Raw genomic sequence first — 25214 nt, 5'->3', positions numbered from 1 at the left:
GGCACGACCTGCCCCCGCAGTGCGTCCGCGGCGCCGACGCCGGGCTCATCCCTCGACGTAGAAGAGCCGCTTGTTGACGAACTCGTCCATGCCCACCGGCCCCAGCTCCCGCCCGTAGCCGGAGTTCTTCACCCCGCCGAAGGGCAGCTCCGCGCCTTCGCCGGCGGGAGTGTTCACGTTCGCCATGCCCACCTCCAGGCGGGAGGCCACCCGCCTGGCGCGCTCCTCGTCCGCGGAGAACACCGTACCGCCGAGGCCGTACTGGGTGTCGTTGGCGAGTCCGAGGGCCTCTTCGTCGCTGGAGACCCGGAACACCGCGGCCACCGGGCCAAACAGCTCTTCGTAGTAGACCTCCGATCCCACCGGGATGTCCGTGACGACGGCCGGGGACACGTAGGCACCGTCTCCGGCGGCGAGTTCACCGCCCGTGCGCACCGTTCCGCCCGCCGCCTCGATCCGCTCCAGCTGCTCCCGCAGCCGCACGGCCGCCGCACGCGAGGACAGGGGCTGGTAGACCTGTGCGTCCTCATCGGACCACTGCCCCGGCCGCATCGCCTGTGCCTGGCCCACCAGCGCTTCCACGAACTCGTCGTAGATGTCGTCCATGACGATGAGGCGCTTGTTCGAGTTGCAGGCCTGACCGGTGTTGTACATCCGCGTGCCCCAGGCGAGCTCTGCGGCTGCGGCCACGTCGTCCGCGTCCAGCACGACGTAGGGATCGGAACCGCCCAGCTCGAGCACCGCCTTCTTCAGCGCGGCTCCGGCCTGTGCCGCCACCTGCGCCCCGGCCCTCTCCGAACCGGTGAGGGAGACGCCGGCGATCCGCCGGTCCGCGATGATCTCGGAGACCTGCTGGTGAGAGGCGAAGATGGTGGAGTACACGCCTTCCGGCAGCCCGGCGTCAGCCATGATCTGCGCGATCGCGAGTGCTGAGCGCGGACAGATCTCCGCGTGCTTGAGGACGATCCCGTTGCCCAGCACCAGATTGGGGGCTGCGAAGCGAGCCACCTGGTAGTATGGGAAGTTCCACGGCATGATGCCGAGGACCATACCCACGGGCCTGCGTTCGATGACGGCCGTCCCGCTCGCAGTCTCCACCGGCTGGTCCGCGGCGAACGACGGGCCGTTGTCTGCGTAGTACCCGAAGATCTCCGAGGAGAACTCCGCCTCCTCGCGGCCCTCCGTCACCCGCTTGCCCATCTCCTCACCGATGATCGCCGCGAGCTCCTCCTTCCGCTCCTCGAACAGCGCGGCGACTCTCCTCACCAGCGCCGCGCGGTCCTCGATGGGCGTCTCCGCCCAGCTCCTCTGTGCGCGGGCCGCGGCCTCGAGGACCGCCTCGAGCGCCTCGTCCGTGAGCGTCTCGAATCGCTCCACGACCTCCCCGGTGGCGGGGTTCTGGACGCGGTATCCCGTCTCATTCATGCCGATTCCTCTCCCGTTCTGCTGTGCGTTCCCTCAGATCCGGTCCCACGCCTGCGTGAGCACGGTGCGCAGGACGGCCTCCATCTCGTCGAACTCCGTCTGTCCCACCGTGAGCGGCGGGGAGAGCTGGATGACCGGGTCTCCGCGATCGTCGGCGCGGCAGTACAGGCCGTTCTCGTAGAGCGCCTCGGAGACGAATCCCTTGAGCACCCGCTCCGACTCCTCGGCCGTGAACGTCTCCTTCGTCTCCTTGTCCTTGACCAGCTCGATCCCGTAGAAGTACCCGGCTCCGCGCACATCGCCCACGATCGGCAGGTCGTGCAGCCTCTCCAGCGTGCGGCGGAAGGCGCCGGCGTTCGCATGGACGTGCTGATTGAGGCCCTCGCGCTCGAAGATGTCGAGGTTCTTCAGCGCCACTGCGCACGCCACGGGATGCCCGCCGAAGGTGTAGCCGTGGTAGAAGGTCTCCCCGCCGCGGCCGAAGGGCTCGAACAGGCGGTCCGAGGCGATCATCGCTCCCAGCGGGGCGTAGCCGGAGGTGATGCCCTTGGCACACGTGATGATGTCCGGCACGTAGTCGAAGTCGGTGCAGGCGAACATCGACCCCACCCGTCCGAATGCGCAGATGGTCTCGTCGGAGACGAGCAGCACATCGTACTCGTCGCAGATCTCGCGCACCCGCTCGAAGTATCCCGGGGGCGGCGGGAAGCAGCCGCCGGAGTTCTGCACCGGCTCGAGGAAGACCGCCGCCACGGAATCCGCGCCCTCGAACTCGATGGCCTCCGCGATCCGGTCCGCGGCCCACCTGCCGAATGCCTTCTCGTCACCCGCGAAGCGTTCGTCCGCCCTGTAGAAGTTGGTGTTGGGGACTTTGTGCCCGCCGGGCACCAGCGGGCCGAACTGGTTGCGCAGTCCCGGCAGGCTCGTGACCGTGAGCGCTCCGTGCGGCGTGCCGTGGTAGGCGGTGGCACGGGAGATCACCTTGTGCTTCTCTCCCTTGCCCTGGAGCTTGAAGTAGTTCTTGGCGAGCTTGAACGCGCTCTCCACGGAGTCGCCTCCGCCGGAGGTGAAGAACACGCGGTTGAGATCGCCGGGCGCATAGCCTGCGAGCCGCTCCGCCAGCTCGATCGCCGGCTCGTGCGCATAGGACCACAGCGGCATGAATCCCAGCTTCTTCGCCTGCTCGTAGGACGCCTGGGCCAGCTCCTCCCGCCCGTGTCCCACCTGGACCACGAAGAGACCCGCCAGGCCGTCGATGATCCTCCGGCCCTGGTCGTCGAAGATGTGGTGGCCCTCGCCGTGGGTGATGACGGGCGTGCGCCCGCCCTCGTAGAGGTGGCGGTGGCCCGCCATGTGCATCCACAGGTGGTCCCGGATCCCGGCCTGCAGAGCGTCCCCCGTCCTGCCTGCAGCGTCCGTCGTTGCCTTGCTCATCGTGTCCCCCAGTTGTAGCGCTGATCCCACAGCTTCAGATAGGTCATGACCTCCGTCCGGAGCACCTGCGGAAGCGTCCGGATGCGGCCCAGCAGCGCGAGGAGCTCCTCGTCGTCCTCACAGACCACCTCGACGAGGAGGTCGTAGGTGCCGGCGGCTGCGACGACGTAGTCCACCTGCTCCATCCCGCAGATCTCATCCGCGAGCGGAGCGAGGTCGCCGGTGACCTGGAGGCCCAGCATCGCCTGCCGCTGGAAGCCCAGCTGCATGGGGTTGGTGACGGCGACGATCTGCATCGTCCCGTTCTCCACCAGCTTCGCCACCCGCTGCCGCACAGCGGCCTCGGAGAGGCCCACCTCCTTCGCGATGTCCGCGTAGGAGCGCCGGCCGTCGTGCTGCAGCGCCTCGATGATCGCCTTCGACCGCTCGTCCAGCTGGAGGTCGTGGCTGCGCAGACGGGCGTCCGCGTGGCCGCGGTCCCATCCGGCGCCCCGGCGTCCCCGTTCTGCGGACGGGCTCTCCGCCTCTCCCCGTGCGGACTCGCCGTGTTCGGTCATCGTCGAGGTCTCCTCTCCGGCGACCCAGCGGCCGCTCGCTGCTCACGATCCACTATCACCCACTGATTCCGCCTTTGCAAGGTCAAACTTCTGCGGATCCAATCGTTTCACCAAAGATCTGCTTCGGATTCCTCTTCTCTGTCCGGCCTGCACGTGTTAGCGTGTGGCCACTCGAACGTGTCAGCGGTCACACGCGGAGCGGTGCACCGCCGCACTCACCGCATCCGGACACACCCCCTCGCACACACCAGGAGAGAGATGCAGCCCATGCAGTTCATCGACGGGCAGCGCACGAGCGGCACTGGCCGCACCCACACCCTCGTGGGCCCCGCCACCGGAGAGGTGTTGGGCACCTACGCGCTCGCCTCCGCCGCAGACGTGGACGCGGCCGTGGCAGCGGCCCGCCGCGCCTACCCGGCCTGGAGGCGCCGCACGCCCGCGGAGCGCGCGGACCTCCTGCTCGCGCTCGCGGACGGCCTGGCCGCACGCGCCGGCGAGCTCGCCGCGCTCGAATCCCGGCAGACCGGCAAGTCTCTGCGACTGGCACAGGAGTTCGACGTCCCCGGCAGCATCGACAACGTCCGCTTCTTCGCCGGCGCCGCCCGGCAGCTCCACGGCCTGGCGGCCTCCACCTACTGGGACGGCGCCACCTCGATGATCCGGCGCGAGTCGCTGGGCGTCGTGGGCTCCATCGCACCGTGGAACTATCCGCTCCAGATGGCGGCGTGGAAGGTCCTCCCCGCCGTGGCGGCGGGGAACACGATCGTGCTCAAGACCTCGGAGATGACTCCGGGCACCTCTCTCCTGCTCGCGCAGACCGCCGCCGAGGCCGGCTTCCCGCCCGGTGTCCTCAACGTCCTCGCCGGAGACGGGCCGGAGTGCGGCGAGGCGCTCGTCTCCCACCCGGACGTCGTCATGTCCTCCTTCACGGGTTCCACACGGGTGGGCCGGAGAGTGATGGAGCTCGCGAGCGCCAAGGGCTCCCGCGTCCACCTGGAGCTGGGCGGCAAGGCGCCGCTGGTGGTGTTCGCGGATGCGGACGTGGAGGCCGCGGCCCGCGGCGCCGTGGCGGGCTCCCTCATCAACGGCGGGCAGGACTGCACCGCCGCCACCCGTGCGATCGTCCACTCCTCCCTGTTCGAGGCGTTCACCTCCCGGGTCGGCGCGCTCATGGAGAGCGTGCGCGTGGGCGACCCCTCCGATCTCGCCACGGACATGGGAGCGCTCATCAGCACGGGGCACCGGGACCGCGTGGCCGGCTTCGTGGACCGTGCCCGGGCCGAGGGAGCCACTGTCGTCACCGGAGGCGGGATCCCGGAGCCCGCGGCGGGCACCGCCTCGGCACCCACCGCCTTCTACTCCCCCACCCTCCTCACCGGGGTCGGCCGGGACTCCGAGATCTGGCGGGAGGAGGTGTTCGGCCCCGTCCTCGTCGCCGTCCCGTTCGAGAAGGACGACGAGGCGATCGAGCTGGCGAACGACACCCCCTACGGGCTGGCGGCGAGCGCATGGACCACCTCGACCAACCGTGCGCTGCGCGCCGCCGACGAGATCGAGGCCGGGACGGTGTGGGTGAACGAGCACATCCCGATCATGTCCGAGATGCCCCACGGCGGCTTCAAGGCCTCCGGCTTCGGCAAGGACATGTCGCACTACTCCTTCGAGGAGTACACGCAGATCAAGCACGTGCTCATCGACCGGACGGAGGGCCCCGTCCGCGCCTGGCAGTCGGCGGTGTTCTCCGCATGAGCACAGGCCTGGCAGCTCTGGCTCCGCTCGCACAGCGCGGCGAGCGCACCTCGTTCACGATCCGCGGCGCGCGCGTGTTCGACGGCCGCACGCGCACGTCGGCGGACACCGTCACCGTCGAGGACGGGGTGGTCACCGGGATCGGCAGCGGGCTGTCACCCGTCCCGGGCGCCCCTGTCGTGGAGGCCGCGGGCGGACTCGTGACCCCCGGCTTCGTGGACGCCCACGCGCATCCCGTCGCCGCCGGGGTGGAGGCTCTGTCCCTCGATCTCACCGGCTGCGACGGCCGGGCGGAGACGCTTGAGGCAGTGCGCCGCGCGCTGTCGGCCGGCTCCGGCTGGCTCACGGGCGGCGGCTGGAGGATGTCCGACTTCCCCGGCGGGGTTCCCACCGCCGCGGAGCTCGACGCGCTGGACCCCACAGGCACACGCCCCGTGTACCTCATCAATGCCGACCACCACTCCGCCTGGGTGAACACGGCGGCTCTGCGGCTGGCCGGGATCGGCCGCGACACGCCCGCGCCGCCCGGCGGTGTGATCGAGCGCGACGGGGACGGGGAGCCGGTGGGCACGCTCCACGAATCCGCCATGGACCTCGTGAGCGCACACCTGCCGGCACCGGCCGACGCGGAGCTCGACGCAGCTCTGACGGAGGCTCAGCGCCGCCTGCATGCACTGGGCGTCACCGGCTGGAACGACGCGATCGTGGGCGAGTACGGCGGCATGTCCGACGCCCTGCCCGTCTATCTGCGCGCCGAGGCGGCAGGCACCCTCACGATGGAGGTCACCTGCTCGCTGTGGTGGCCGCGTGACGTGCACGATCCGGAGGCCGCCGTGCAGGAGCTCGCCGGGCACCGGTTCGACCGGGAACGGCTGCGGACCACGAATGTGAAGCTGATGCTCGACGGGATCGTCGAATCGCAGACCGCGGCGATGAGCGCTCCCTACTGCCGCTGCGAGCAGGTCACCGGCGTGGCGGAGGCGACCACCGGCACCCGCTACTTCAGTCCGGCGCACCTCGAGGAGGCCTTCGCCGCGGTGCAGCGGGCGGGCTTCGACATCCACTGCCATGCGATAGGCGACCGCGCAGTGCGGGATGCACTCGATGCCTTCGCGACCCTGCGCGCACGGAGCGGCGGGGACGCCGCTGCGGATCACCGCCACCACATCGCCCACGTCCAGGTCGTGGACCCGACTGACGTGCCGCGGTTCGCGCAGCTGGGTGTGTCTGCGAACCTGCAGGCGCTCTGGGCGCACTTCGACGAACAGATGGTGGAGCTCAACCTGCCGGTGCTGGGCGGCGAGCGCAGCCGCTGGCAGTACCCGTTCGGCGATCTGCAGCGCGACGGTGCCCACCTCGCGATGGGTTCCGACTGGCCCGTGAGCACGCCGGATCCCTGGCAGGCGATCCACGTCGCCGTCAACCGCACCCACCCCACGGGCGCCCGTCCGGAGCCGCTGGGCCCGGATCAGGCCCTCGACCTCACCTGTGCCCTGCGGGCCTACACGACGGGGTCCGCACACCTCGGCCGCACCCGCACGGCGGGCAGGCTGGCAGTCGGCGCACCCGCGGACCTCGCCCTGGCCTCGGCCGACCCCTTCGCACTCGCCCGGGCGCAGATCCACACGGTCCGCAACCTCCTCACCGTCGCAGGCGGCCGCCTGGTGCACGCCGCCCCTTCCGGAAGGACCACACAGTGACAGCTCGACAGCAGACCCCCGCGCAGACGGCGGGCGGAACGGGCGCCGGCGGCTCCGCGACCGGCGGTGCGCTCCGGCTCTCCGCGGTGCACAAGCGCTTCGGTGAGCACACGGCGATCGACCGCGTCGACCTCGACATCCGCGCCGGGGAGTTCCTCTCCCTGCTCGGCCCCTCCGGCTGCGGGAAGACGACGCTGCTGCGGATGATCGGCGGCTTCGAGGATCCCACCTCTGGCGCGATCGCCCTGGACGGCGAGGACCTCACCGGGCTCCCGCCGTTCCGCAGGCCGGTCAACACGGTGTTCCAGTCCTATGCGCTCTTCCCCCACTACACCGTGGCGGAGAACGTGGCCTACGGACTCAAGCGCGCCAAGGTTCCGCGCAGGGACCTCGCCCCGCGAGTGGCGGAGGCGCTCGACCTCGTGCAGATGCGCCGCTTCGCGGACCGGAAGCCGGACATGCTCTCCGGCGGGCAGCAGCAGCGCGTGGCGCTCGCCCGCGCCCTCGTCAACCGCCCCCGCGTCCTCCTCCTCGACGAACCGATGAGCGCGCTGGACCGCAAGCTGCGCGAGGAGATGCAGCTGGAGCTCATCCGCCTCCACACAGACCTCGGGCTCACCTTCGTCTTCGTCACCCACGACCAGGAGGAGGCGCTCGCGATGAGCGACCGGATCGTGGTGATGAGTGAGGGCCGCATCCAGCAGGTGGGCAGCGCGGAGGAGGTCTACGGCAGTCCCGCCAACGCATTCGTCGCCGGCTTCATCGGCAAGCAGAACTTCGTGGACGCCGAGGTGGTGGAGGCGGACGCGGACGGTCTCCTGCTGCGGGGGCCGCGCTGCGACCTCCGGGCGACCGCCGCGGGATTCACCGCCGGGACACAGGTGCGCGCGGCCATCCGTCCGGAGAGCATGGGCATCCGTCCGGCCGCGGAGGATGCCCCGGGCGGAGTCAACGCCGTGGCCGGACGCGTGGTGGGAGAGTCCTTCCTGGGCGATGTCGTCCAGTACCTCGTCCGCGCCGCGGACGGCCACGAGCTGCTCTCCCGCGTGCGCACGTCGACGGCCCCGGACGTACACGAGGGCGATGACGTGGTGCTCACCTGGGAGGCGGCAGCTGTGCAGGTGTTCAGCCATGAGTGAGCGGAATCCGGTCCGCGTCCTCGCCGGACACGACACGATCGGCAGACTCAGCCGCAGGACCGTGCTCGCGGGCATGGGTGCTGCGGGACTCAGCCTGCTGGCCTCCTGCGGGCAGAGGGGCATGGCGGAGAGCCCGGCACCCGACGGGCAGCTGGAATCACGGCTCAACGTGTACTCCTGGGGAGACTACGATCCGCCGGAGCTGCTCGAGGCGTGGTCCGCGGACAACGACGTCCGGCTCCAGGTGGACGCCTTCGGCTCCAACGAGGAGATGATGGCCAAGCTGGCCGCCTCCCGCGGGACGTCCGGCTACGACATCGTGGTGCCCACCGGCATCTACATCCCCACGATGGTCGAGCACGGTCTGCTGCAGAGGCTCGACCATTCCCTCCTGCCCAACCTCGCGACCATGGATCCCGCGTTCATGGACCAGACCTTCGACCCCGGCAACGTGCACTCGGTGTGCAAGGCCTGGGGCACCACCGGGTTCGTGTACGACGCACACCGGATCAGCGGCGACCCTCAGAGCTGGCAGGACTTCATCGACCTCGCCGCCGGGGAGGCCTCCGGTGCCACCATGCTGCTCGAGGACGCCTGGGAGGTGTGCTCGATCGCGCTCGCCGCGCTGGGTCACGACCTCAACACGGTGGAGCCCGCGGAGCTCGACGAGGCGGCGGAGATCGTCGTCGACCGGCTCGCTCCGCACGTCCGCGCCTACATGGGCAACGCCAACACGGCGATGGCGCAGGGAAGCTTCGCGCTCATGCAGGCATTCAACGGCGACGCCCGGCAGGGAATGCTCGAGGCCGACGACCCGGAGCGCTGGAGGTTCGTGTTCCCCACACCGTCCGCCAATCTCTGGATGGACACCTGGTGCATCGCCACGGGCGCCCAGAACCCGGACGCCGCACACGCCTTCATCGACTGGATCATCGGGCCGGAGCAGGCACTGGCGGAGACGGACTACATCGGCTACTCCACCGGCTCCACGGCGTTCGCGGAGCCGGGGATCGAGGACGGGTTCGAGCTGGCGGAGATCATCTTCCCCGAGCAGCACGTGCTGGACCGGCTCGTGGCCTCGGAGATGAACGAGGGGATGCAGCGCCGGGTGGAGATCCTCACAGATGCGCAGACGAGGAGCGGAGCATGAGACGAGTCGCCGCACGCGTCCTGGGGCCGGGAGCGCTGTCGTTCCCCACCTGGGGCTACGCCCTGTTCTTCTTCGTGGTGCCGGTGGCACTCGTGCTCTTCTACAGCTTCGGCTACAAACCGGACGAGTTCACCACCGTCGCCACGGACCGGCTGAGCCTGGACCGCTACGGGGAGGTCTTCACCGGCTCCGTCCTCTCCACGCTCCTGGCCACGCTGCGCATCTCGATCGTCGGCACGCTCCTGTGCCTGCTCATCTCCGTGCCCTTCACCTACTGGCTGGCCGTGAAGGTCCCGCCCGAACGGCGAGGACTGCTCCTCATGCTCGTCATGGTGCCGTTCTGGACGAACTTCCTCGTCCGCACCCTGGGCTGGCAGATCATGCTCTCCCCGGACGGCTTCCTCTCCGAGTGGGGCCAGGCCCTGGGCCTGCTGGGCGGCCCGCTGGACATCCTCTACACCCGCACCGCCGTGCAGATCGGCGTGGTCTACAACTACCTGCCGCTCATGATCCTGCCGCTGTTCGTGGGCATGGACGCGGCGGGCAGGCATCTGCGCGAGGCCAGCTACGACCTCGGCGCCGGCCGCTTCTCCACCTTCTTCCGGGTGACGATGCCGCTGGCGATGCCGGGGATGATCTCCGGCTGCATGCTGGTCTTCATCCCACTCACCGGCGACTACGTCACCGCGAACGTGCTGGGAGGCGCCAGCGGCACGATGATCGGCCAGATCATCGCCAACCAGTTCAACACCGCGCAGAACTGGGCACTGGGATCTGCGATGGCAGTCTCCCTCATCCTCGTCACCCTCGCCGTGGCGGCGGCCGCCGGGCTGCTGCTGTGGGCCGGACGCCGGGTCTTCGACCGCGCAGTGCGGGTGCGGATCGACACCTCTGAGGCGGCAGTCATGGAAGGAGCACGGTCATGAGCAGCACGGGCGCACCGCAGAAGATGCGCGGCAGGAAGCGGACGGGGCTGCGCAACGGACTGTTCTCCGCCTGGGGCGCGCTCGTCTTCCTCTTCCTCTTCGCTCCCATCGCCGTCATCGTCGTCTACTCCTTCAACTCCGGCAGGGTGCTGGCGAGCTGGGACGGGTTCGGGTTCGGCGCCTATGTGAACGCCGTCAACAGCAGCGTCATCGTCTCCTCCGTCGTGACCTCGCTCCAGGCGGCGGTGGGTGCGGCGCTCCTCTCCACGCTGCTGGGGACTCTGGGCGGGATCGCGCTCGCCCGGGCGCGGCGCGGGACGTGGTGGGCCGGAGGACTCATGGGCCTCCTCGCGCTCACGCTCATCACCCCGGAGATCGTGGACGGCATCGCGTTCCTCCCCTGGTTCGTGACGCTGGGGGTGGACGCGGGACTGGGCCCGTTCAACAACGGCCTCGTCCGGCTGATCGTCGCCCACGCCATGTTCTCCGTCGCCGTCGTCACCTTCATCATCCGCGCACGGATGGCCGGGGTGGACGCCTCACTCGAGGAGGCCGCCGCAGACCTGGGCGCGGGGAGGTTCGAGGCCTTCCGCACCGTCACCCTGCCCATCGCGGGGCCGGGCATCCTCGCCGGCGCGCTCATGTCCTTCACCCTCAGCCTCGACAACACGATCCTGTCCAGCTTCGTCCAGCAGCCGGGCTACACACCGTGGCCGGTGTACATCTTCGCCTCCGTGCGCGTGGCACTCCGGCCAGAGGTCGCGGCGATGTCCACCATCATGCTGCTGCTCACGCTCGTCGCCCTGGCGGTCGTGGCGCTCGTCCTCAAACGCTCCGGCGACTCCGCAACCGGGATCGTCAAGACCATGGCCGGCAGCTGAACGCTCCGGACGGCCGGTGCGAGCGGGTTCCGCCCGCCTCGCGCACAACCCCACTCCCCTTCCACAAGGCAGGAACCATGACCTCAGCTTCTTCCAGCAGTCCGGCGCCCGCAGCGGCGGGAGCCCCGGCCTCGGCGGCGGAGATCTCCGCCTCCCTCGCAGGTGCGTCCACCGTCCCCTTCTGGCTGGACGACCCGGCCAGGCCGGCACCGCTGCCCCCGCTCCACGGTGAGATCGACACGGATCTGCTGGTGGTCGGCGGCGGGTTCGTGGGACTCTGGACGGCGCTGCTGGCCAAGGAGGCGGATCCGGAGCGCCGGGTGGTGCTCCTCGAGGGAGGCACCGTGGGCTGGGCCGCCTCCGGACGCAACGGCGGCTTCTGCGAGGCGAGCCTCACGCACGGCCATGAGAACGGTGAGAAGCACCTGCCGCAGGAGAACGCCCGGCTCGCGGAGCTGGGCATGGAGAACCTCGACGCGATCGAGGACGCGGTGCGCCGCTACGGGATCGACTGTGAGTTCGAGCGGACCGGGGTCATCAACGTCGCGACGGAGCGGTATCAGGCCGAGAACCTGCGGGCCGGCCACGATCCTGCCGGCGGCGCGCACTGGCTGGACCGCGAGGAGCTGCGCGCGCACATCGATTCGCCCTCCTACCTGGGCGGGCTGTGGGAACCCCGCGTCGCGGCGATGATCCATCCCGCGAAGCTGTGCTGGGGACTGCTCCGCGTCATCCGCGAGCTGGGCGTCGAGGTGTACGAGCACACGGTCGTGCGGGACCTGGGGTGGGCGCCGCGCGGTGCGTCCGGGCCGGGCCGCCGCGTCCTGGCCCGCACGGATGCCGGGGAGGTCCGGGCCGCACACGTGGCACTGGGCACCAATGTCTTCCCCTCACTGCTGGCGCGCACGCGCTTCCACACCGTGCCCGTGTACGACTACGCCCTCATGACGGAGCCGCTGAGTGCGGCGCAGCTGGAGGCGATCGGCTGGAAGGGCCGTGAGGGGCTCTCCGACTCCGCCAATCGCTTCCACTACTTCCGCCTCACAGCCGACGACAGGATCCTCTGGGGCGGATGGGACGCCGTCTATCACTACGGCCGTCAGGTCTCGTGGAAGTACGATCAGCGGCCGGAGACCTTCGAGACGCTCGCCCGTCAGTTCTTCGAGACGTTCCCCCAGCTCGCCGGCCTGCGGTTCACCCACAAATGGGGCGGCGCGATCGACACCTGCACCCGCTTCTTCCCGTTCTTCTCGACGGCCTACGGCGGGAGGGTCGCCTATTCCGCCGGGTACACCGGTCTGGGCGTGGGAGCCAGCCGGTTCGGAGCACGGGTGATGCTCGACCTCCTGTCCGGGGAGACCACGGAGCTCACCGAGCTGGAGATGGTGCGCAGGACTCCGCTTCCCTTCCCGCCGGAGCCCTTCGCCTGGGCCGGGATCACACTCACCACCAAGGCGCTCATCCGCGCGGACGAGAACTCCGGGCGCCGCGGTCCCCTCCTCAGGGTCCTCGATGCGTTCGGGGTGGGATTCGACTCCTGACCCGGCCGGGCGCGGCCCGGCCGGTCCTGACCCGTTCCCGCCGCCTCCCTTGTGCACGGGCGATCAGGCCACCAGACTGGCCGCATGCACCGGTCGCAGGCAGGCCGATCCGCAGGCGGGCTGAGGAGGGGACGATGGAGTTTCCGGACAGGGCGGACGTCGTGGTGGTGGGCGGCGGAATCGCAGGGGTGTGCACGGCGCACCGGCTGGCCGAGGCCGGCCGCTCCGTGGTCCTCGTGGAGCGGGGCGAGCTGGCTTCGGGTTCCACGAGCAGGGCGGCGGGCGGACTGCGGACGCAGTTCTCGGACGAGACGAACATCCTGCTGGGCGCGCGGAGCCTGGAGGCCTTCGCTCGGATCACCGCACAGACGGGGCAGGAGATCGACCTCGTGCGCTCCGGCTATCTCTTCCTGCTGAGCACGGAGGAGGACGCAGCCCGGTTCGAACGCGACGTCGCCCTGCAGAACTCGCTGGGGCAGGACTCCCGCATGCTCACGCCCGCGCAGGCGCAGGCGCTCAACCCCCACATCAGCACGGAGGGGCTCGTCGCCGCGGCGTTCAATCCGCACGACGGCCACTGCACGCCGGAATCCGCGGTGGCGGCCTTCGCCGCGGCGGCCCGGAATGCGCGAGCGCGCATCCTCACGCACACGGAAGCCACCGGGGTGCGCATGTCCGGCGGGGAGGTCGAGGCCGTGGAGACCTCACGCGGAACCGTCCGCACCCCCGCCGTGGTCTGCGCAGCCGGGGTGTGGTCGCCGGAGTTCGCACGGACGGCGGGAGTCCAGCTGCCCATCACGCCCCTGCGCCGGCAGATCGTCGTGACGGAGCCGGTGGGCTTCGACGTGCGGTCGCTGCCGTTCACCATCGACTTCTCCACCTCGTTCTACTTCCACGCGGAGGGCACCGGGCTCCTGATGGGAGCACCGGAGGCGGAAGACCGGCGCACCTTCGACCAGCGGCGTGACCCCGGCTGGCTGGAGCACCTGGGCACGTTCCTCGAGCACCGTGCGCCGGCGCTGGCCGATGTGCAGGTGCGCAGCGGATGGGCGGGGCTCTACGAGTGCACCCCGGACCACAATGCGCTCATCGGCGCGGCGGCGGAGGCGCAGGGGTTCTACTACGCCGCGGGGTTCTCCGGCCACGGCTTCCTCCAGGGGCCTGCCGTGGGCGAGGTGATGCGCGACCTGGTGCTGGGGACGGAGCCCTTCGTGGACGTGCGCGGCCTGAGCGCGGACCGGTTCCACGGCGCGGAGGCGGACCTGCGCCGCGAGCTCACGATCGTGTGAGGAGAGCCGCCCGCTCAGTTCGCCACGTGGACGTGAGCGCGGCCCAGACCCCCGCGTTCGGCGATGTCGAGCAGAACCGTCGCGACCGGCAGGCCGCCGCCGTCATCACGGCGCGGCCCCTCCGCGTTCACTCCTCGCGTCCGCCGGGGGCGCTTCTGCCGGGACCGAACACCGGCAGGACCCGCCGCGTCTCCGCACTGCCCTCCTGCGCGGCAGGCGAGTCCACCTCGGTAAGCACCTCCAGGATCGCGTCGCCGTACTCCGCCAGCTTCTTCGCACCCACACCGCTCACGGTCCCCAGCTGCCCGGTGCTCGCCGGCCGGGCCTCGACGATGCCCACCAGGGTGGCGTCGGAGAAGACCATGTAGGGCGGGATCTGCTTCTCCTTGGCCACGGAGGTCCGCCACGCGCGCAGGGCCTCGAAGACCTCCTTCTGCGCGGGCTCCAGCCCGTCTGCCGCCCGAGCCCTGCCGGCGCCGGAGGAGCCGCCCGCACCCGAGGAGGAGCCGCCTCGGGCGCGGCCCTGCACCGGAGCACGGTCCTCCGCGAGCTCCACCGTGACCTCGCCGCGCAGCACCGGTCCGGACTCGCTGCCGGGCACCAGCACCCCGTACTCCCCCACGGCCTCCACGATCCCGCGCGCGGCGAGCTGGCGCGTCACGGTGCGCCACTGCCGGTCGCTGAGCTCCTGGCCGATCCCCCAGACGCTGAGCTCCTGGTGCCGCGACCGGGTGGAGCGCTCGCTCTCCCTGCCCAGCAGCACGTCGATCACCTGGCCGGCGCCGAACCTCTGTTCGCGCTCCCGGTCCAGCCGGATGATCGCGGACAGCAGCTTCTGCGCGGCGACCGTCCCGTCCCAGGTAACGGGCGGGTGCAGGCACGTGTCGCAGTTGCCGCAGGGCTGCGAGTCCTGGCCGAAGTACCGCAGCAGCTGCACGCGCCGGCAGGTCACCGTCTCGCACAGCGCGAGCATGGCGTCGAGATGGCTGCGCGCGTTGCGCTTGAAGGCGTCGTCGCCCTCCGAAGCGTCGATGAACCGGCGCTGGTTCACGACGTCCTGCAGCCCGAAGGCCATCCAGGCCGTCGAGGGCTGGCCGTCACGGCCCGCGCGCCCCGTCTCCTGGTAGTAGCCCTCGATGCTCTTGGGCAGGTCCAGATGGGCGACGAAGCGGACGTCCGGCTTGTCGATGCCCATGCCGAACGCGATCGTCGCCACCATCACGAGGCCGTCCTCGCGGAGGAAGCGCTCCTGGTGCCGGTGGCGCACCGCGGCGTCGAGGCCCGCGTGATACGGCAGCGCCGGCACACCGCGGGCGGCGAGCCACTCGGCCGTCTGCTCGACGCTCCTGCGGGAGAGGCAGTAGACGATGCCCGCCTCCCCCTCGTGCTCCGTGCGGATGAGCGTCAGCAGCTGGTCCCGCGGCCGGTCCTTGGGCGTGATCCGGTACTGGATGTTGGGCCGGTCGAAGCTGGAGACGAAGTGCTCCGCCCGCTCCATGCGCAACCGCTGGGTCATCTCCTCGTGCGTGGCGCGGGTGGCGGTGGCGGTGAGCGCCATGCGCGGAACGGAGGGGAACTCGCCGGCGAGGACGGCGAGCCCCATGTAGTCCGGCCGGAAGTCGTGGCCCCACTGGGAGACGCAGTGCGCCTCGTCGATGGCGAACAGCGCCAGCGGCGCGCGCTGGAGGAGATCGCGCGTGCGCGGCAGGACGAGGCGCTCCGGTGCCATGTAGAGGAGGTCCAGCTCACCCGCCAGCAGCTGCTGCTCCACGGCCGCGGCCTCGTGGGGTTCCAGTGTGGAGTTGAGGTACGCAGCCCGGATCCCCACCGCCTCCAGGGCGGCGACCTGATCCGCCATGAGCGCGATGAGCGGGGAGACCACGATCCCGGTCCCGGGTCGCAGGAGCGCCGGGATCTGGTAGCACAGCGACTTGCCGCCGCCGGTGGGCATGAGCACCACGGCGTCTCCCCCGCCGGTCACGTGCTCGATGATCGCCTGCTGGTTGCCGCGGAAGGACTCGTAGCCGAAGACGCGGGAGAGGACCTCGAGCGCCTGCGACGCCGCCTCCGGCGCAGATGCGGCGGGAGGCTGGACGGGTGCGGCGAGGTCCTGGTGATCCATGCCCTCAGCCTACGGCGTGGGCGGGACACGGCCCACCGCCCCTCAGCTCGTGTGGTGCACCTCCTGCTGTCCGTAGACCGGGGTGTCGAGGCCCTCGAGGCGCGCCTTGAGCTGCAGCGCGAGGTAGCGGGAGTAGTGCCTGGACTGGTGGAGATTGCCGCCGTGGATCCAGAGCTGGTCCACAGCGGTGGGCTTCCACATGTTCCGCAGCTCCCCCTCCCAGGGGCCGGGATCCTTGGCGGTGTCCGAACCGAAGCCCCAGACCTTCCCCACCCGGTCCGCGATCTCCGGGGAGACGAGGTCCCGCAGCCACTGGTTCATCGATCCGTAGCCGGTCGCGTAGACGATGAGGTCGGCCGGCAGCCGCCTGCCCTCCGCGCTGCCGTCGTCCACCACGACCGCGTCCGGCTCGATCCTCGTCACCTGTCCGCGGGCGAGTGCGATGCGGCCGTCGATGACGAGCTGGCTGGCACCGACGTCGATGTAGTAGCCGGAGCCGCGGCGCAGGTACTTGAGGAACAGCCCGGAGCCGTCCTCGCCCATGTCGAGCTCGAATCCCGCCTCCTCCAGCTGCCGGTAGAACTCCGCGTCCTGCTCCGCCATCTGTTCGTAGACCGGGATCTGCACCCCCGGCAGGAGCCGGTACGGCCATGAGGCGAAGAGCATGTCCGCCTTCTCGGTCGTGATCCCGTTCGCCAGCGCCTCCTCCGAGTACAGCGGACCCAGCGCGAGCGACATGAGGGATTCGCTCCGGGAGATGTGCGTGGACGAACGCTGCACCATCGTCACCTCTGCGCCCTTCTCCCAGAGTGCGGCACAGATGTCATGGGCGGAGTTGTTCGAGCCGATCACCACGGCGCGCCGGCCCTCGTACTCGCCCTCCCCGGTGAAGGCCGAGGAGTGCGTCTGCTCACCCTCGAAGCTCTCCGCGCCCTCGAACTCCGGGATGTTCGGATAGCCGGAGACCCCCAGCGCGAAGACGAGGTGGGTGGGCCTGAGCTCCACCGCCTCACCGCGGCGGTCCACGCGCACCCGCCAGGTGCCGGCGGCCTCGTCGAACTCCGCGCCCAGGCACTCCGTCCCGGACCAGTAGTCCAGCTCCATGAGTGCCGTGTAGTGCTCCAGCCAGTCGCCGATCCGGTCCTTCGCCGCGAAGACGGGCCAGTCGTCGGGGAAGGGGAGGTAGGGCAGGTGGTCGTACCAGACCGGGTCGTGCAGGTGGAGCGACTTGTAGCGGTTGCGCCAGGAGTCCCCGGCCCGCTCATTGCGTTCGACGACGAGTGCGGGCACGCCCTGCCGCTTGAGGCGAGCGGCGAGTCCGATCCCGCCCTGCCCGCCGCCGACGATCACGACGTAGGGCTGCTCCTCGTAGCCGAACCGCGCCTGATGCTCCTGCTTCCGCTCCAGCCAGGTCTTCCTGCCGCGTTCGATGACGTGGTCCACGCCCTTCTCCCGGGCGCTCCCCTTCTTCTCCTCGAACCCCTTGAGCTCCTGCATGGTGGTGAGCAGCGTCCACGCTCTGCCCTCCCGCAGACGGAGGTGCCCCCAGCCGCGGGAGACGCCCGTCTCGAACCGGATCCACGCCTCGGTCACGCCGTCCGCCTCCGTCGCCGGTTCGTCCAGCCGCCATCCGGAGGGAGCGACGTGCGCCAGCTGTGCACGCAGCATCTGCCTGATCTCCTCGCGGCCCTCCAGCGTGCGCAGGTTCCAGGTGAAGGCGACGAAGTCCCGCCAGTACCCGTCCTCCTCGAAGAGCTCCGCCGCGGCATCCGCGTCACCGGCGGTGAGCGCCTCGTCCAGTGCGCTCAGCCACGTCTCCACCCGCTCATCCGGGCCCGGCGCGTGGGTCTGCGTGTCCTGTGTGTGCGCTGTCACCGTCTCGGTCATGTCCACTCCTTCGTGTCCTCGACGTCCGTCCATGACGCAGGACACAGTCTCTTCCCGGAGAGGTTGCACCGTCGTTGCACGCGCCCGGCCAGACGCTGCGGGCGGGACGTTCGCCGCCGCGATCGCACGGGCCCGCGCGTGCAGCGCACGGCGGAGGGAGGCGGGGCTGCGGACCTCGGCTCCCGGCACGGCCAGCAGCTGCCCGACGGCGATGTCCTCCCTCTCCATCCGCAGCCGGAGGCTCAGGCACCCGTCCTCGCGCACTGCCGCGTCCACGGCCTGCGCCGTGGCCGGGCCCGGCACCGTCGCCAGCAGCGCCGCGACGGAGCCCTCCGGGATCCGCAGGTGCACGTCACACACGAGGACCGAGGCCTCGAACTCCGCCGAGGCCCGCTGCCAGTACTCCGCGAGGGAGAATCCCGGCGGCCGGGCTGCCCCGTCCTCACACACCACGACGTCGCTCATCCGCGAGACCCGATACGTGCGCACCCGTCCTGTGCCGGCGGCGACGAGATACCACGCACCGGCCTTGCGCACGAGGCCGAGCGGATCGAGCAGCCTCGGCGCACCCTCCGCGGGGTCGCCGCCGTACCGGGCGTACCGCAGGCGCACGCGCCGTCCCGTCCGCACCGCCTCCGCCACCTCGAGCAGGGCCGCCGGCCTCTCCACGGAGGAGAACCACCCCTCGCTGTCGAGCAGGAACCTCTCCCGCACGGAGGGATCGCCGCCGGGAGCCGCGGCCCCGAACTTCAGCTGCGCCGTGAGATGGGCCTCTCCCAGCCCCAGGTCCCGGGCACCGGCCTCCCCCAGGAGCAGCGCCTGCACCTCCGGACCGGTCATCCCGAGGACGGGCGAGCGCCAGCCGTCGACCACGCCCACACCGCCGGCCGGCCCGGTGCGCGTCCACAGCGGGACACCCAGCTCCCGCAGCGCGGCGAGGTCACGCTGCACCGTCCGTGCGGAGACCTCGAACCTCCGGGCCAGCCTCTCCACGCTGGTGGCGGGCACGCGCGTGAGCTCCAGCATCATCCCGAGCAGCCTCGAAGCGGTCATGCGCGTCACACTATCCCGCATTCACGACAGCGGATGTCGTCAACTCCTGTGAGAGTGGCTCATACCCGGCACACCCGCCGGAGAGGACGAGAGGACAGGACGATGACGGAGACGACTCCACTCCACGGCAGGATCGCACTGGTGACGGGCGCCACCCGCGGCGCGGGCCGAGCCATCGCACGGGAGCTGGCCGCGGGCGGAGCGGAGGTGTACTGCACCGGCCGCTCGACCACAGCCGCGCCCTCCGACTACGGGCGCCCGGAGACCGTGGCGGAGACGGCGGAGCTCATCCGCGCGGACGGCGGCACCGCCCACGCCGTGACGGTCGACCACCGGGACCGTGCGCAGGTGCGGACGCTGATCGAGCGGATCGACGCCGCTCACGGACACCTGGACGTACTCGTCAACGACATCGGCGGCGAGGCCTACGTGGAGTTCGACACGCCCCTGTGGGAGTACGACTGGGACGAGGGCATGCGGCTGTTCGAGACCGGATTCCTGACCCACCTCCTCACCAGCCACGCCGCTCTCGGCCTGCTGGTCCGGCACCGGGGCGGCCTCGTCGTCGAGGTGACGGACGGCACGCGCGCGTACAACGCAGCGCACTTCCGCTCGACCGTGTTCCTCGACGTGACGAAGACCGCGGTGGACCGACTCGCCTACGCGCAGGGGCACGAGCTGGCCCCGTACGGCGGGACGGCGGTCTCCGTGACCCCGGGCTGGCTGCGGTCGGAGATGATGCTCGAGCACTTCGGCGTCACGGAGGAGACGTGGCGGGCCGCGGCCGAGGCCAATAGGGGCCGCGAGGACGCCCTCCCGCCGTACGCGTTCGCGATCTCGGAGACGCCCGCCCTGCTGGCCCGCGGCGTCCGGGCACTCGCCTCGGACCCGGACCGGCACCGGTGGAACACGCAGTCGGTGAGCTCGTTCGAGCTGGGACGGCACTACGGCCTCACGGACGCGGACGGCTCGCTGCCGGACTCCTGGTCGTTCATCGAGGCGCTGGAATCCGCCCAGGGCGCCGAGCCGGAGGTCGACGACCACCGCTGAGCACACGGTGATGCGATGCGCACGCCGGCCGCCGTGCGCACACTCATTCCGGCCGCTCCGCGACCTCACTGCGCCGCCCTCGCCGCTGAGGGCACACTCATCCGCTCATCCCGCCTCCCACTCTGGGTGTGCGCCGGACGGCCCGGCGCACACCCAGTGAGGAGCACTGACCATGAGCGACACTCCCGCAACGACCACAGTCCCCACCGACGGCCTCGGCCCCACCGCCTCCGGGCCTGCGGAGGAGAAGGAGCACCGGAACGGACGCAGGCGCCTCTTCGTGGGAGGCGGTGTGCTCCTGGGGATCGGCGCGCTCGCCACCGCAGCCGCATTCACGGACTTCGCCCTGCTGGATCTGGGCGCAGGCGGACTGGGCGGTGAGTCCAACGGCTACAACATCCAGGTCTCGACCGGGCAGGAGCCCGCCGTGGGCTCCGTGGCCCGCTGGGTGGAGGCGAACCCCGATGCCGAGGCGGTGACCATCCCCGGCTCCGACTCCCTGTCGCCGGGCGGCGGCCCGCTGACGGTGAGGCTCCCCGTGCGCAACGCCTCGGAGAAGCTCGACTCCACCCTCTCGCTCACGCTCGAGAACACCACCGAGAACCCGTCTGCGGCGGACCGCGCCTACACCGGGCTGCTCCGGTTCTCCTATGCGGAGGTCGACGACGCCTCCTCCGCCCCCGCCCAGTGGAAGCCGGTGGGCAGCGGTGTGCTCGGCGCCTCCGGCAGCACCTCCACCGTGAAGCTGGGCGACCTCGCACCGGAGAGCGGCCGGGTCGTCGTCCTGCGCATCTCCCTGGCGGACGGCGCGGACCAGGAGGCCACGAACGCCGCGAACGGAGGGGGCACCGCGATCCAGGTCCGCTTCGACGGCTCCAGCAGGTGATGCGCTCCTCGGGCGCGCCCGAGGAGCCCGTGCTCCGCATCCAGCGCACCCGCCCCGTCCTCTCCCTCGGCCTGCTGGCCGGCGCGTGCGCGCTCCTCACCGCGGGACTCGGCCTCGTGTCCGCGGACGTCGTCGTCGAGCTGCGCGAGGACGCTGGCTTCGACCTGCAGGCGGCTGCGGGGGCCGCGTCCGGCTGGTCACCGCGCGCGGACGACTGGCAGCAGGGCAATCCCGTGCCGATCACGCTCAGCGCCGCCGACGACGCGAATCCGTGGACGTCCGGATCCGAGAACGTCTACACCCTCGCGGTGAGAAGCTCGCCGCCTGACATCGGCGCCCGGCTGTGCGCGGAGCTCGCCCCTCGAGCAGCGGGTGGGAGCGCGCGAACGGACTGGGCGGGCTCGCGGGTGCGCCTCACGGACGCCCACGGCCCTCTCATCACCATCGGCCCGCACACGGAGTCCGCCTCACGGGGCTGCAGCAGTCGCGCACTGGAACCCGGTGAGGTCCGCCGTCTCCGGCTCCGGGTGGACCTGCCGGACGGAGCGGAGACGACCGCGGCACCCACGGGAGTGCTCGTCACCCTGGAAGGAGAATCACGATGACGAAGCCACGGGACCGCACGGTCCGGACGGCCGGCACCGCACACGGCCTCACCGCGGCCACAGCGGCTCTCGCCGCCGCAGCGACCCTCCTGGGGGCGCTCGCCGCGGCTGCCCCGGCCGATTCCGCCTTCACGGCGGGGTTCTCGACCGCCGTCTCGGCCTCGGGCGAGGTGGACATCGCACAGCCGGAGGGCCAGTTCGCCGCACCGGATGCCCCCAGCGCCCTGAGCTCCAACGGCAGGGCCGCGGCTCCTGCCGGAGCGGACGGCTCCCCCGGTGCGGCCACCGCGGTGGTGAGCTTCCCCGTGATCAGCCGTTCCTCGGCCGCAGCGGTCGAGGTCTCGGTGGCGCTGGAGGAGGTCGAGCCGGACGAGATCCTGGAGCACCTGCGCATTGCCGCCCAGGCGGAGGGAGGCACACCGGTGCCGGACGGCACCACGGTCTCGGGATCCTGGTTCGCGTCACACCCGGAGGGGCTCGTGCTCCTCCGCGGTCTGGAACCGGACGAGGAGACCGAGCTGAGTCTCAGCTTCTGGCTCGCGGCCGACGCCCCCGCCTCCGCCCGCAATGCCGGCCTCGACGTCCTCATTCGCGTGAGCGGGGAGACGCAGGCACCGGAGGAGCCGGTCCGGATAGAAGGAGCCTGGGCATGAGGCTAGCTCCACGGGCAGTCCTTCTCGCCGTGCTGACCGCCTGCCTCTGCGGCGTGCTCCCCTCCACCGCCGCCGAGGCCCGGCCCGCCCTGGAGACCCGGGGCGAGCAGATCTCGCTGACGGTTCCGGCGCCGGGGCACAGCGTGGACTGGCAGATGGGAGTGCGCGCATCGTCGGCCCGGGCGTCCGCATTCGACCTCGTCCTCGTCTCCGCGACCGGTGCCGCACTGGACGGCCCCGGTGGGCTGATCCTCACGCTGGAGGACGACGACGGCGAGATGCTGGCAGAAGGCACTGCCGCACAGCTCCGCGGCTCTCCGATCACCGTCGCGGCCACCCCGTCCCAGGGCTGGACGACTGTCCGCGCCCGCGCGCGGCGCCCCCTGCAGGCCGGGGACGAGTACCGCGGCACCTCCGCGGTGCTCCGCTTCCGGTTCCTCTCCCAGGCGGCTCCGGAGGACGACGGCGCGTTCGGACCTCCGGACGGAGGGCACCTGCCCCGCACAGGGGCCGCCGGCGTGCTCACGGCGCTCCTCGTCGCACTCGCGCTCATCCTCGCCGGCATACGTCTGTACCGCGCCGCACAGACGGAGCGGCCGCAGGAGGAGGGCCCCGATGACACGCCGGCATGAGCGCACACGGTTCGCTCTCCCTCTCACGGGCGCACTCCTCGCGGCGTGCCTGGTCCTCGCCGTGCTGGTGAGTGCCGCATTCACCGATGCCGCGCGCCTCCGGACGGAGCTCTCCAGCCGTTTCGAGATCGCGGTGCTGGACGACGAGGGGGCGATCGCGGCGCTCACGCGTGCGCCCGGGCAGCCCCTCACCCGGACCTCGACCGCGGAGCTGATGCCCGGCACCACCCTCGAGCTCCCCGTCCGCATCGCCAACAACAGCCCCGGGCCGGCATTCGCCCCCGTCCTCCGGGTGAAGGCGACCGGCCCGGAGGCGGCTCTCCTGGGCCATCTCCGCCTGGCGGTCTCCCACACACAGGACGGCACGGCCACGGTCCTCACCGGTGACCCCGCGGATCCGGAGGACTCTCCCGACCTGCGGCAGGAGATCTCCGTGGCTCCGCCGGAGCTCGCTCCCCGGACGGGAGCCGCGCAGGCGGCCGGCGAGCACTTCTCCGGCGGGAGCCGGTCCTCTGCCGTCCTCACCGTCCGCCTCACCCTCACGGACGACGCGGACCTCCGTCGCCTCTCGCACGCCTCCTGGACGATCGACCTCTCACTCGAAGGAACCTCCCACACATGAGCACCAGCATCCGCACGGGTCACAGCCGGCAGCGGACCCTCGCCGCCCTGCTCCTGCTCTGTCTCGCAGCGACGGCGGGGGCCACCGGCCTCGGCAGCACCCTCACCACGGCGGGCTTCACCGATCCCACCTACGGGTCCGTGTCGCTGCGGACGTCCGCAGGACCCGACGCCGCCCCGGTCGCCTACGACCAGTCCGCGGCGGCTGCCGTCTTCCTCACCCCGAGCGGGGACCTCTATGTGGGCGGACTCCGCAGCACCGGTGACGGCAACGGCGCGGTGCCCGGCCCGCGCACGGATCCCACCCGAGTGGATCTGCCCCGGGGCGTCCGCATCGTCGACGCGGCGGGCTCCACCAACGACTTCCACACTCCCCACACGCAGACGACGTCCTTCATGGCGCTCGACGACGACGGCGGAGTCTGGACCTGGGGCATGACGTACAGGTCTCCGGCGGGCCCGCAGCTGATAGGGCGCGGTGACATCTCCGTCGCCGCCAGCCGCTCCGCGGGAAGGGTGACGCGCACCGCCGGTGGCGGCGAGCTCCCCGCCATCGCGCGGATCGCCCGGATCGAGAACCAGTTCCTCGCTCTCGACCGCGCCGGGATCCTGTGGGCGTGGGGATACGGCGGGGAGAACCTGCCCGCTCCCGCCGGTGCCGGGGACGCACCCCTCCCGTTCCCCGCGCAGCGCACCACCGCCGTTCCCTCGGGGAGCGGCTGCGCTGCCGACGGCGGGAACAGCCTGGGCGAGGTGCACTGGCATTCCGTGTGGAGCGGTCCCAACGCCGCGGGCGCGGTGGCCCGCAACGGGCTCGTCTACACGTGGGGGTTCGACAACTCCGACGGCACCGGCTCCCCCGCCGTGAGCACCCGCTGCCCAGCGCTCAACGAAGGAGCCAATCGCGCGCTCTTCCAGCGGTATCCGGAGCTCTACACGACCGCGGACGGCCTCGTCTACGCCGAGGACGCGCTGACCTCCGAGAGCGCCCGGCACGAGCGGTACGCGGACATCGTCGCGCACATGCGCACCCGCTCCCTGGACGCGTGTGACGGAGTGCTGGGCGCCGAGGCCGTCGACTCCGGCCGGTGCCCGGTCCGCCAGCTGGGATTCAGCGCTGGCGCCGCACGGCTCCTCACCCAGGACGGCGAGCTCCTCACGTGGACGACGAAGAGTGCCTGGGGCCGGCAGTTCCTGGGGCGTCCGGACCGTTCCGACGCTCCCGCGGACCGGCCTGCTCCTGTAAGCGGCGACCGCCGGTACGACGCGGTCGCGGCGGGGGTGAGCTCCGTGCTCGCACTGGGCAGGGACGGACGCGTCTACGGCTGGGGCGCGAACAACGTCTGCCAGGCGGTGGGGGCACAGACCGCCGGAGGGACGGTCAGCAGGACGGACTGCGCGAACGACGCGGCACCCTCGGACCGGACGACGGTCCTCGAGCCGCTGGCCGTGTCCGGAGTGCCCCGCGACGTCCGGGTGGAGCACATCGCCCTCACCCAGTGCGCGGCATGGGCCCGGCTCGCGGACGGCCGCACCTACGCCTGGGGAGCCGGCACGGCCGGCGGCCACCTGTTCTCCCAGTGCAGAGTCCCCGCCTCCCCCTCACTGCGCGGCTACAGGATCTACCGCCACACCGAGGCCGCCGACGCCCATCCGTTCGGCACCCCGATCACGGGAGCCGCCACTCCCACGGTGCTCGTGCGGAGCTGAGACCCCACTCACCGCAGCCCACGCCCCGGCCCGTCCCCCACACGAATCGCACCGGCCCCGGAGGTCCCCATGCGCATCCTCGGCATCATCCGCTCAGTCCTGCTCACCACCGGCGCGGTCGCCGGCGTGCTCTGCGTCGTCCTCTTCGTCCTCGCCGCCGTCCTCCGAATCCGACCCTCCGTCCTGGTGTCCGGGTCGATGGAG

At 71.3% G+C, this 25214-nt stretch carries 20 protein-coding genes and 1 pseudogene; 15 read left to right on the top strand and 6 right to left on the bottom strand.

The window, feature by feature from the left end:
- Positions 1-45: 45 nt before the first annotated feature.
- From Q0A33_RS06445 to Q0A33_RS06435, 3 genes are read right to left on the bottom strand one after another with little or no spacing between them, the layout of a single operon-like run.
- On the bottom strand, positions 46-1425 hold the full coding sequence (locus Q0A33_RS06445; RefSeq protein ID WP_291794595.1) for an aldehyde dehydrogenase family protein: 1380 nt from the start codon (positions 1423-1425) through the stop codon (positions 46-48).
- A 33-nt stretch (positions 1426-1458) separates the two neighbouring features.
- Complete coding sequence (locus Q0A33_RS06440) at positions 1459-2859, bottom strand: aspartate aminotransferase family protein (RefSeq protein WP_291794593.1); 1401 nt, start codon at positions 2857-2859, stop codon at positions 1459-1461.
- Positions 2856-3416, bottom strand: coding sequence for an Lrp/AsnC family transcriptional regulator (locus Q0A33_RS06435; RefSeq protein WP_291794590.1), 561 nt, complete (start codon positions 3414-3416; stop codon positions 2856-2858). The genes Q0A33_RS06440 and Q0A33_RS06435 overlap by 4 nt, the downstream gene beginning before the upstream one ends.
- 267 nt (positions 3417-3683) lie before the next feature.
- Between Q0A33_RS06435 and Q0A33_RS06430 the strand changes: the two genes are divergently transcribed.
- From Q0A33_RS06430 to Q0A33_RS06395, 8 genes are all read left to right on the top strand, one after another.
- Positions 3684-5165, top strand: a complete 1482-nt coding sequence (locus Q0A33_RS06430) for an aminobutyraldehyde dehydrogenase (RefSeq protein ID WP_291794618.1) — start codon at positions 3684-3686, stop codon at positions 5163-5165.
- Complete coding sequence (locus tag Q0A33_RS06425) at positions 5162-6865, top strand: amidohydrolase (RefSeq protein WP_291794589.1); 1704 nt, start codon at positions 5162-5164, stop codon at positions 6863-6865. The genes Q0A33_RS06430 and Q0A33_RS06425 overlap by 4 nt, the downstream gene beginning before the upstream one ends.
- Positions 6862-8004, top strand: a complete 1143-nt coding sequence (locus tag Q0A33_RS06420) for an ABC transporter ATP-binding protein (RefSeq protein WP_291794587.1) — start codon at positions 6862-6864, stop codon at positions 8002-8004. Before Q0A33_RS06425 ends, Q0A33_RS06420 begins: the two co-directional genes overlap by 4 nt.
- The gene (locus Q0A33_RS06415; RefSeq protein WP_291794585.1) at positions 7997-9154 is read left to right on the top strand and encodes a spermidine/putrescine ABC transporter substrate-binding protein; all 1158 of its coding nucleotides are present in this window, start codon (positions 7997-7999) and stop codon (positions 9152-9154) included. The genes Q0A33_RS06420 and Q0A33_RS06415 overlap by 8 nt, the downstream gene beginning before the upstream one ends.
- Positions 9151-10080 carry an ABC transporter permease gene (locus tag Q0A33_RS06410; protein ID WP_291794583.1) on the top strand — a complete coding sequence of 310 codons (930 nt, stop codon included), beginning with the start codon at positions 9151-9153 and terminating at the stop codon, positions 10078-10080. Before Q0A33_RS06415 ends, Q0A33_RS06410 begins: the two co-directional genes overlap by 4 nt.
- Entirely contained in the window at positions 10077-10961 is an 885-nt protein-coding gene (locus Q0A33_RS06405; protein ID WP_291794581.1) for an ABC transporter permease, read from the top strand. Before Q0A33_RS06410 ends, Q0A33_RS06405 begins: the two co-directional genes overlap by 4 nt.
- A 77-nt stretch (positions 10962-11038) precedes the next feature.
- Positions 11039-12502 (top strand): FAD-dependent oxidoreductase, encoded by a 1464-nt coding sequence (locus tag Q0A33_RS06400; RefSeq protein ID WP_291794580.1) that lies wholly within the window; start codon positions 11039-11041, stop codon positions 12500-12502.
- A 134-nt stretch (positions 12503-12636) separates the two neighbouring features.
- Positions 12637-13791, top strand: a complete 1155-nt coding sequence (locus Q0A33_RS06395; RefSeq protein ID WP_291794578.1) for an FAD-binding oxidoreductase — start codon at positions 12637-12639, stop codon at positions 13789-13791.
- A 127-nt stretch (positions 13792-13918) separates the two neighbouring features.
- Here Q0A33_RS06395 and recQ read toward each other — a convergent pair whose 3' ends face one another.
- From recQ to Q0A33_RS06380, 3 genes and pseudogenes are all read right to left on the bottom strand, one after another.
- Positions 13919-15913: a DNA helicase RecQ gene (gene recQ, locus Q0A33_RS06390; protein ID WP_291794576.1), complete on the bottom strand. Its 1995-nt coding sequence runs from the start codon at positions 15911-15913 to the stop codon at positions 13919-13921.
- 42 nt (positions 15914-15955) lie between these two features.
- Complete coding sequence (locus tag Q0A33_RS06385; RefSeq protein ID WP_291794616.1) at positions 15956-17800, bottom strand: NAD(P)/FAD-dependent oxidoreductase; 1845 nt, start codon at positions 17798-17800, stop codon at positions 15956-15958.
- Positions 17801-17929: 129 nt separating this feature from the next.
- Positions 17930-18826 (bottom strand): annotated as a pseudogene (locus Q0A33_RS06380) (transcriptional regulator); the annotation flags it as partial.
- 129 nt (positions 18827-18955) lie between these two features.
- On the opposite strand from Q0A33_RS06380, the gene Q0A33_RS06375 reads away from it, so the two are divergent.
- From Q0A33_RS06375 to Q0A33_RS06345, 7 genes are all read left to right on the top strand, one after another.
- Positions 18956-19903: an SDR family oxidoreductase gene (locus Q0A33_RS06375; RefSeq protein ID WP_291794574.1), complete on the top strand. Its 948-nt coding sequence runs from the start codon at positions 18956-18958 to the stop codon at positions 19901-19903.
- A gap of 172 nt (positions 19904-20075) precedes the next feature.
- Positions 20076-20789, top strand: coding sequence for a hypothetical protein (locus Q0A33_RS06370; RefSeq protein WP_291794572.1), 714 nt, complete (start codon positions 20076-20078; stop codon positions 20787-20789).
- 29 nt (positions 20790-20818) lie between these two features.
- Positions 20819-21394 (top strand): hypothetical protein, encoded by a 576-nt coding sequence (locus Q0A33_RS06365; RefSeq protein WP_291794569.1) that lies wholly within the window; start codon positions 20819-20821, stop codon positions 21392-21394.
- On the top strand, positions 21391-22047 hold the full coding sequence (locus tag Q0A33_RS06360; RefSeq protein WP_291794567.1) for a hypothetical protein: 657 nt from the start codon (positions 21391-21393) through the stop codon (positions 22045-22047). The genes Q0A33_RS06365 and Q0A33_RS06360 overlap by 4 nt, the downstream gene beginning before the upstream one ends.
- Positions 22044-22679: a hypothetical protein gene (locus Q0A33_RS06355; protein WP_291794565.1), complete on the top strand. Its 636-nt coding sequence runs from the start codon at positions 22044-22046 to the stop codon at positions 22677-22679. Before Q0A33_RS06360 ends, Q0A33_RS06355 begins: the two co-directional genes overlap by 4 nt.
- Complete coding sequence (locus Q0A33_RS06350) at positions 22663-23301, top strand: hypothetical protein (protein ID WP_291794564.1); 639 nt, start codon at positions 22663-22665, stop codon at positions 23299-23301. Before Q0A33_RS06355 ends, Q0A33_RS06350 begins: the two co-directional genes overlap by 17 nt.
- Positions 23298-25010 carry a hypothetical protein gene (locus Q0A33_RS06345; RefSeq protein WP_291794562.1) on the top strand — a complete coding sequence of 571 codons (1713 nt, stop codon included), beginning with the start codon at positions 23298-23300 and terminating at the stop codon, positions 25008-25010. Before Q0A33_RS06350 ends, Q0A33_RS06345 begins: the two co-directional genes overlap by 4 nt.
- Positions 25011-25214: the final 204 nt, after the last annotated feature.

Source organism: Brevibacterium sp. (assembly GCF_022712115.1).
GTDB classification, from domain to species: Bacteria; Actinomycetota; Actinomycetes; order Actinomycetales; family Brevibacteriaceae; genus Brevibacterium; species Brevibacterium salitolerans.
This window is presented reverse-complemented; position numbering and strand designations above follow the sequence as displayed.

Coding starts and splice junctions, on each gene's coding strand:
- Q0A33_RS06415 (WP_291794585.1), top strand. CDS start 7,997: ATGAGTGAGCGGAATCCGGTCCGCGTCCTCGCCGGACACGACACGATC.
- Q0A33_RS06445 (WP_291794595.1), bottom strand. CDS start 1,425: ATGAATGAGACGGGATACCGCGTCCAGAACCCCGCCACCGGGGAGGTC.
- Q0A33_RS06395 (WP_291794578.1), top strand. CDS start 12,637: ATGGAGTTTCCGGACAGGGCGGACGTCGTGGTGGTGGGCGGCGGAATC.
- Q0A33_RS06400 (WP_291794580.1), top strand. CDS start 11,039: ATGACCTCAGCTTCTTCCAGCAGTCCGGCGCCCGCAGCGGCGGGAGCC.
- Q0A33_RS06435 (WP_291794590.1), bottom strand. CDS start 3,416: ATGACCGAACACGGCGAGTCCGCACGGGGAGAGGCGGAGAGCCCGTCC.
- Q0A33_RS06360 (WP_291794567.1), top strand. CDS start 21,391: ATGACGAAGCCACGGGACCGCACGGTCCGGACGGCCGGCACCGCACAC.
- Q0A33_RS06410 (WP_291794583.1), top strand. CDS start 9,151: ATGAGACGAGTCGCCGCACGCGTCCTGGGGCCGGGAGCGCTGTCGTTC.
- Q0A33_RS06355 (WP_291794565.1), top strand. CDS start 22,044: ATGAGGCTAGCTCCACGGGCAGTCCTTCTCGCCGTGCTGACCGCCTGC.
- Q0A33_RS06385 (WP_291794616.1), bottom strand. CDS start 17,800: ATGACCGAGACGGTGACAGCGCACACACAGGACACGCAGACCCACGCG.
- Q0A33_RS06345 (WP_291794562.1), top strand. CDS start 23,298: ATGAGCACCAGCATCCGCACGGGTCACAGCCGGCAGCGGACCCTCGCC.
- Q0A33_RS06405 (WP_291794581.1), top strand. CDS start 10,077: ATGAGCAGCACGGGCGCACCGCAGAAGATGCGCGGCAGGAAGCGGACG.
- recQ (WP_291794576.1), bottom strand. CDS start 15,913: ATGGATCACCAGGACCTCGCCGCACCCGTCCAGCCTCCCGCCGCATCT.
- Q0A33_RS06370 (WP_291794572.1), top strand. CDS start 20,076: ATGAGCGACACTCCCGCAACGACCACAGTCCCCACCGACGGCCTCGGC.
- Q0A33_RS06425 (WP_291794589.1), top strand. CDS start 5,162: ATGAGCACAGGCCTGGCAGCTCTGGCTCCGCTCGCACAGCGCGGCGAG.
- Q0A33_RS06350 (WP_291794564.1), top strand. CDS start 22,663: ATGACACGCCGGCATGAGCGCACACGGTTCGCTCTCCCTCTCACGGGC.
- Q0A33_RS06375 (WP_291794574.1), top strand. CDS start 18,956: ATGACGGAGACGACTCCACTCCACGGCAGGATCGCACTGGTGACGGGC.
- Q0A33_RS06440 (WP_291794593.1), bottom strand. CDS start 2,859: ATGAGCAAGGCAACGACGGACGCTGCAGGCAGGACGGGGGACGCTCTG.
- Q0A33_RS06430 (WP_291794618.1), top strand. CDS start 3,684: ATGCAGTTCATCGACGGGCAGCGCACGAGCGGCACTGGCCGCACCCAC.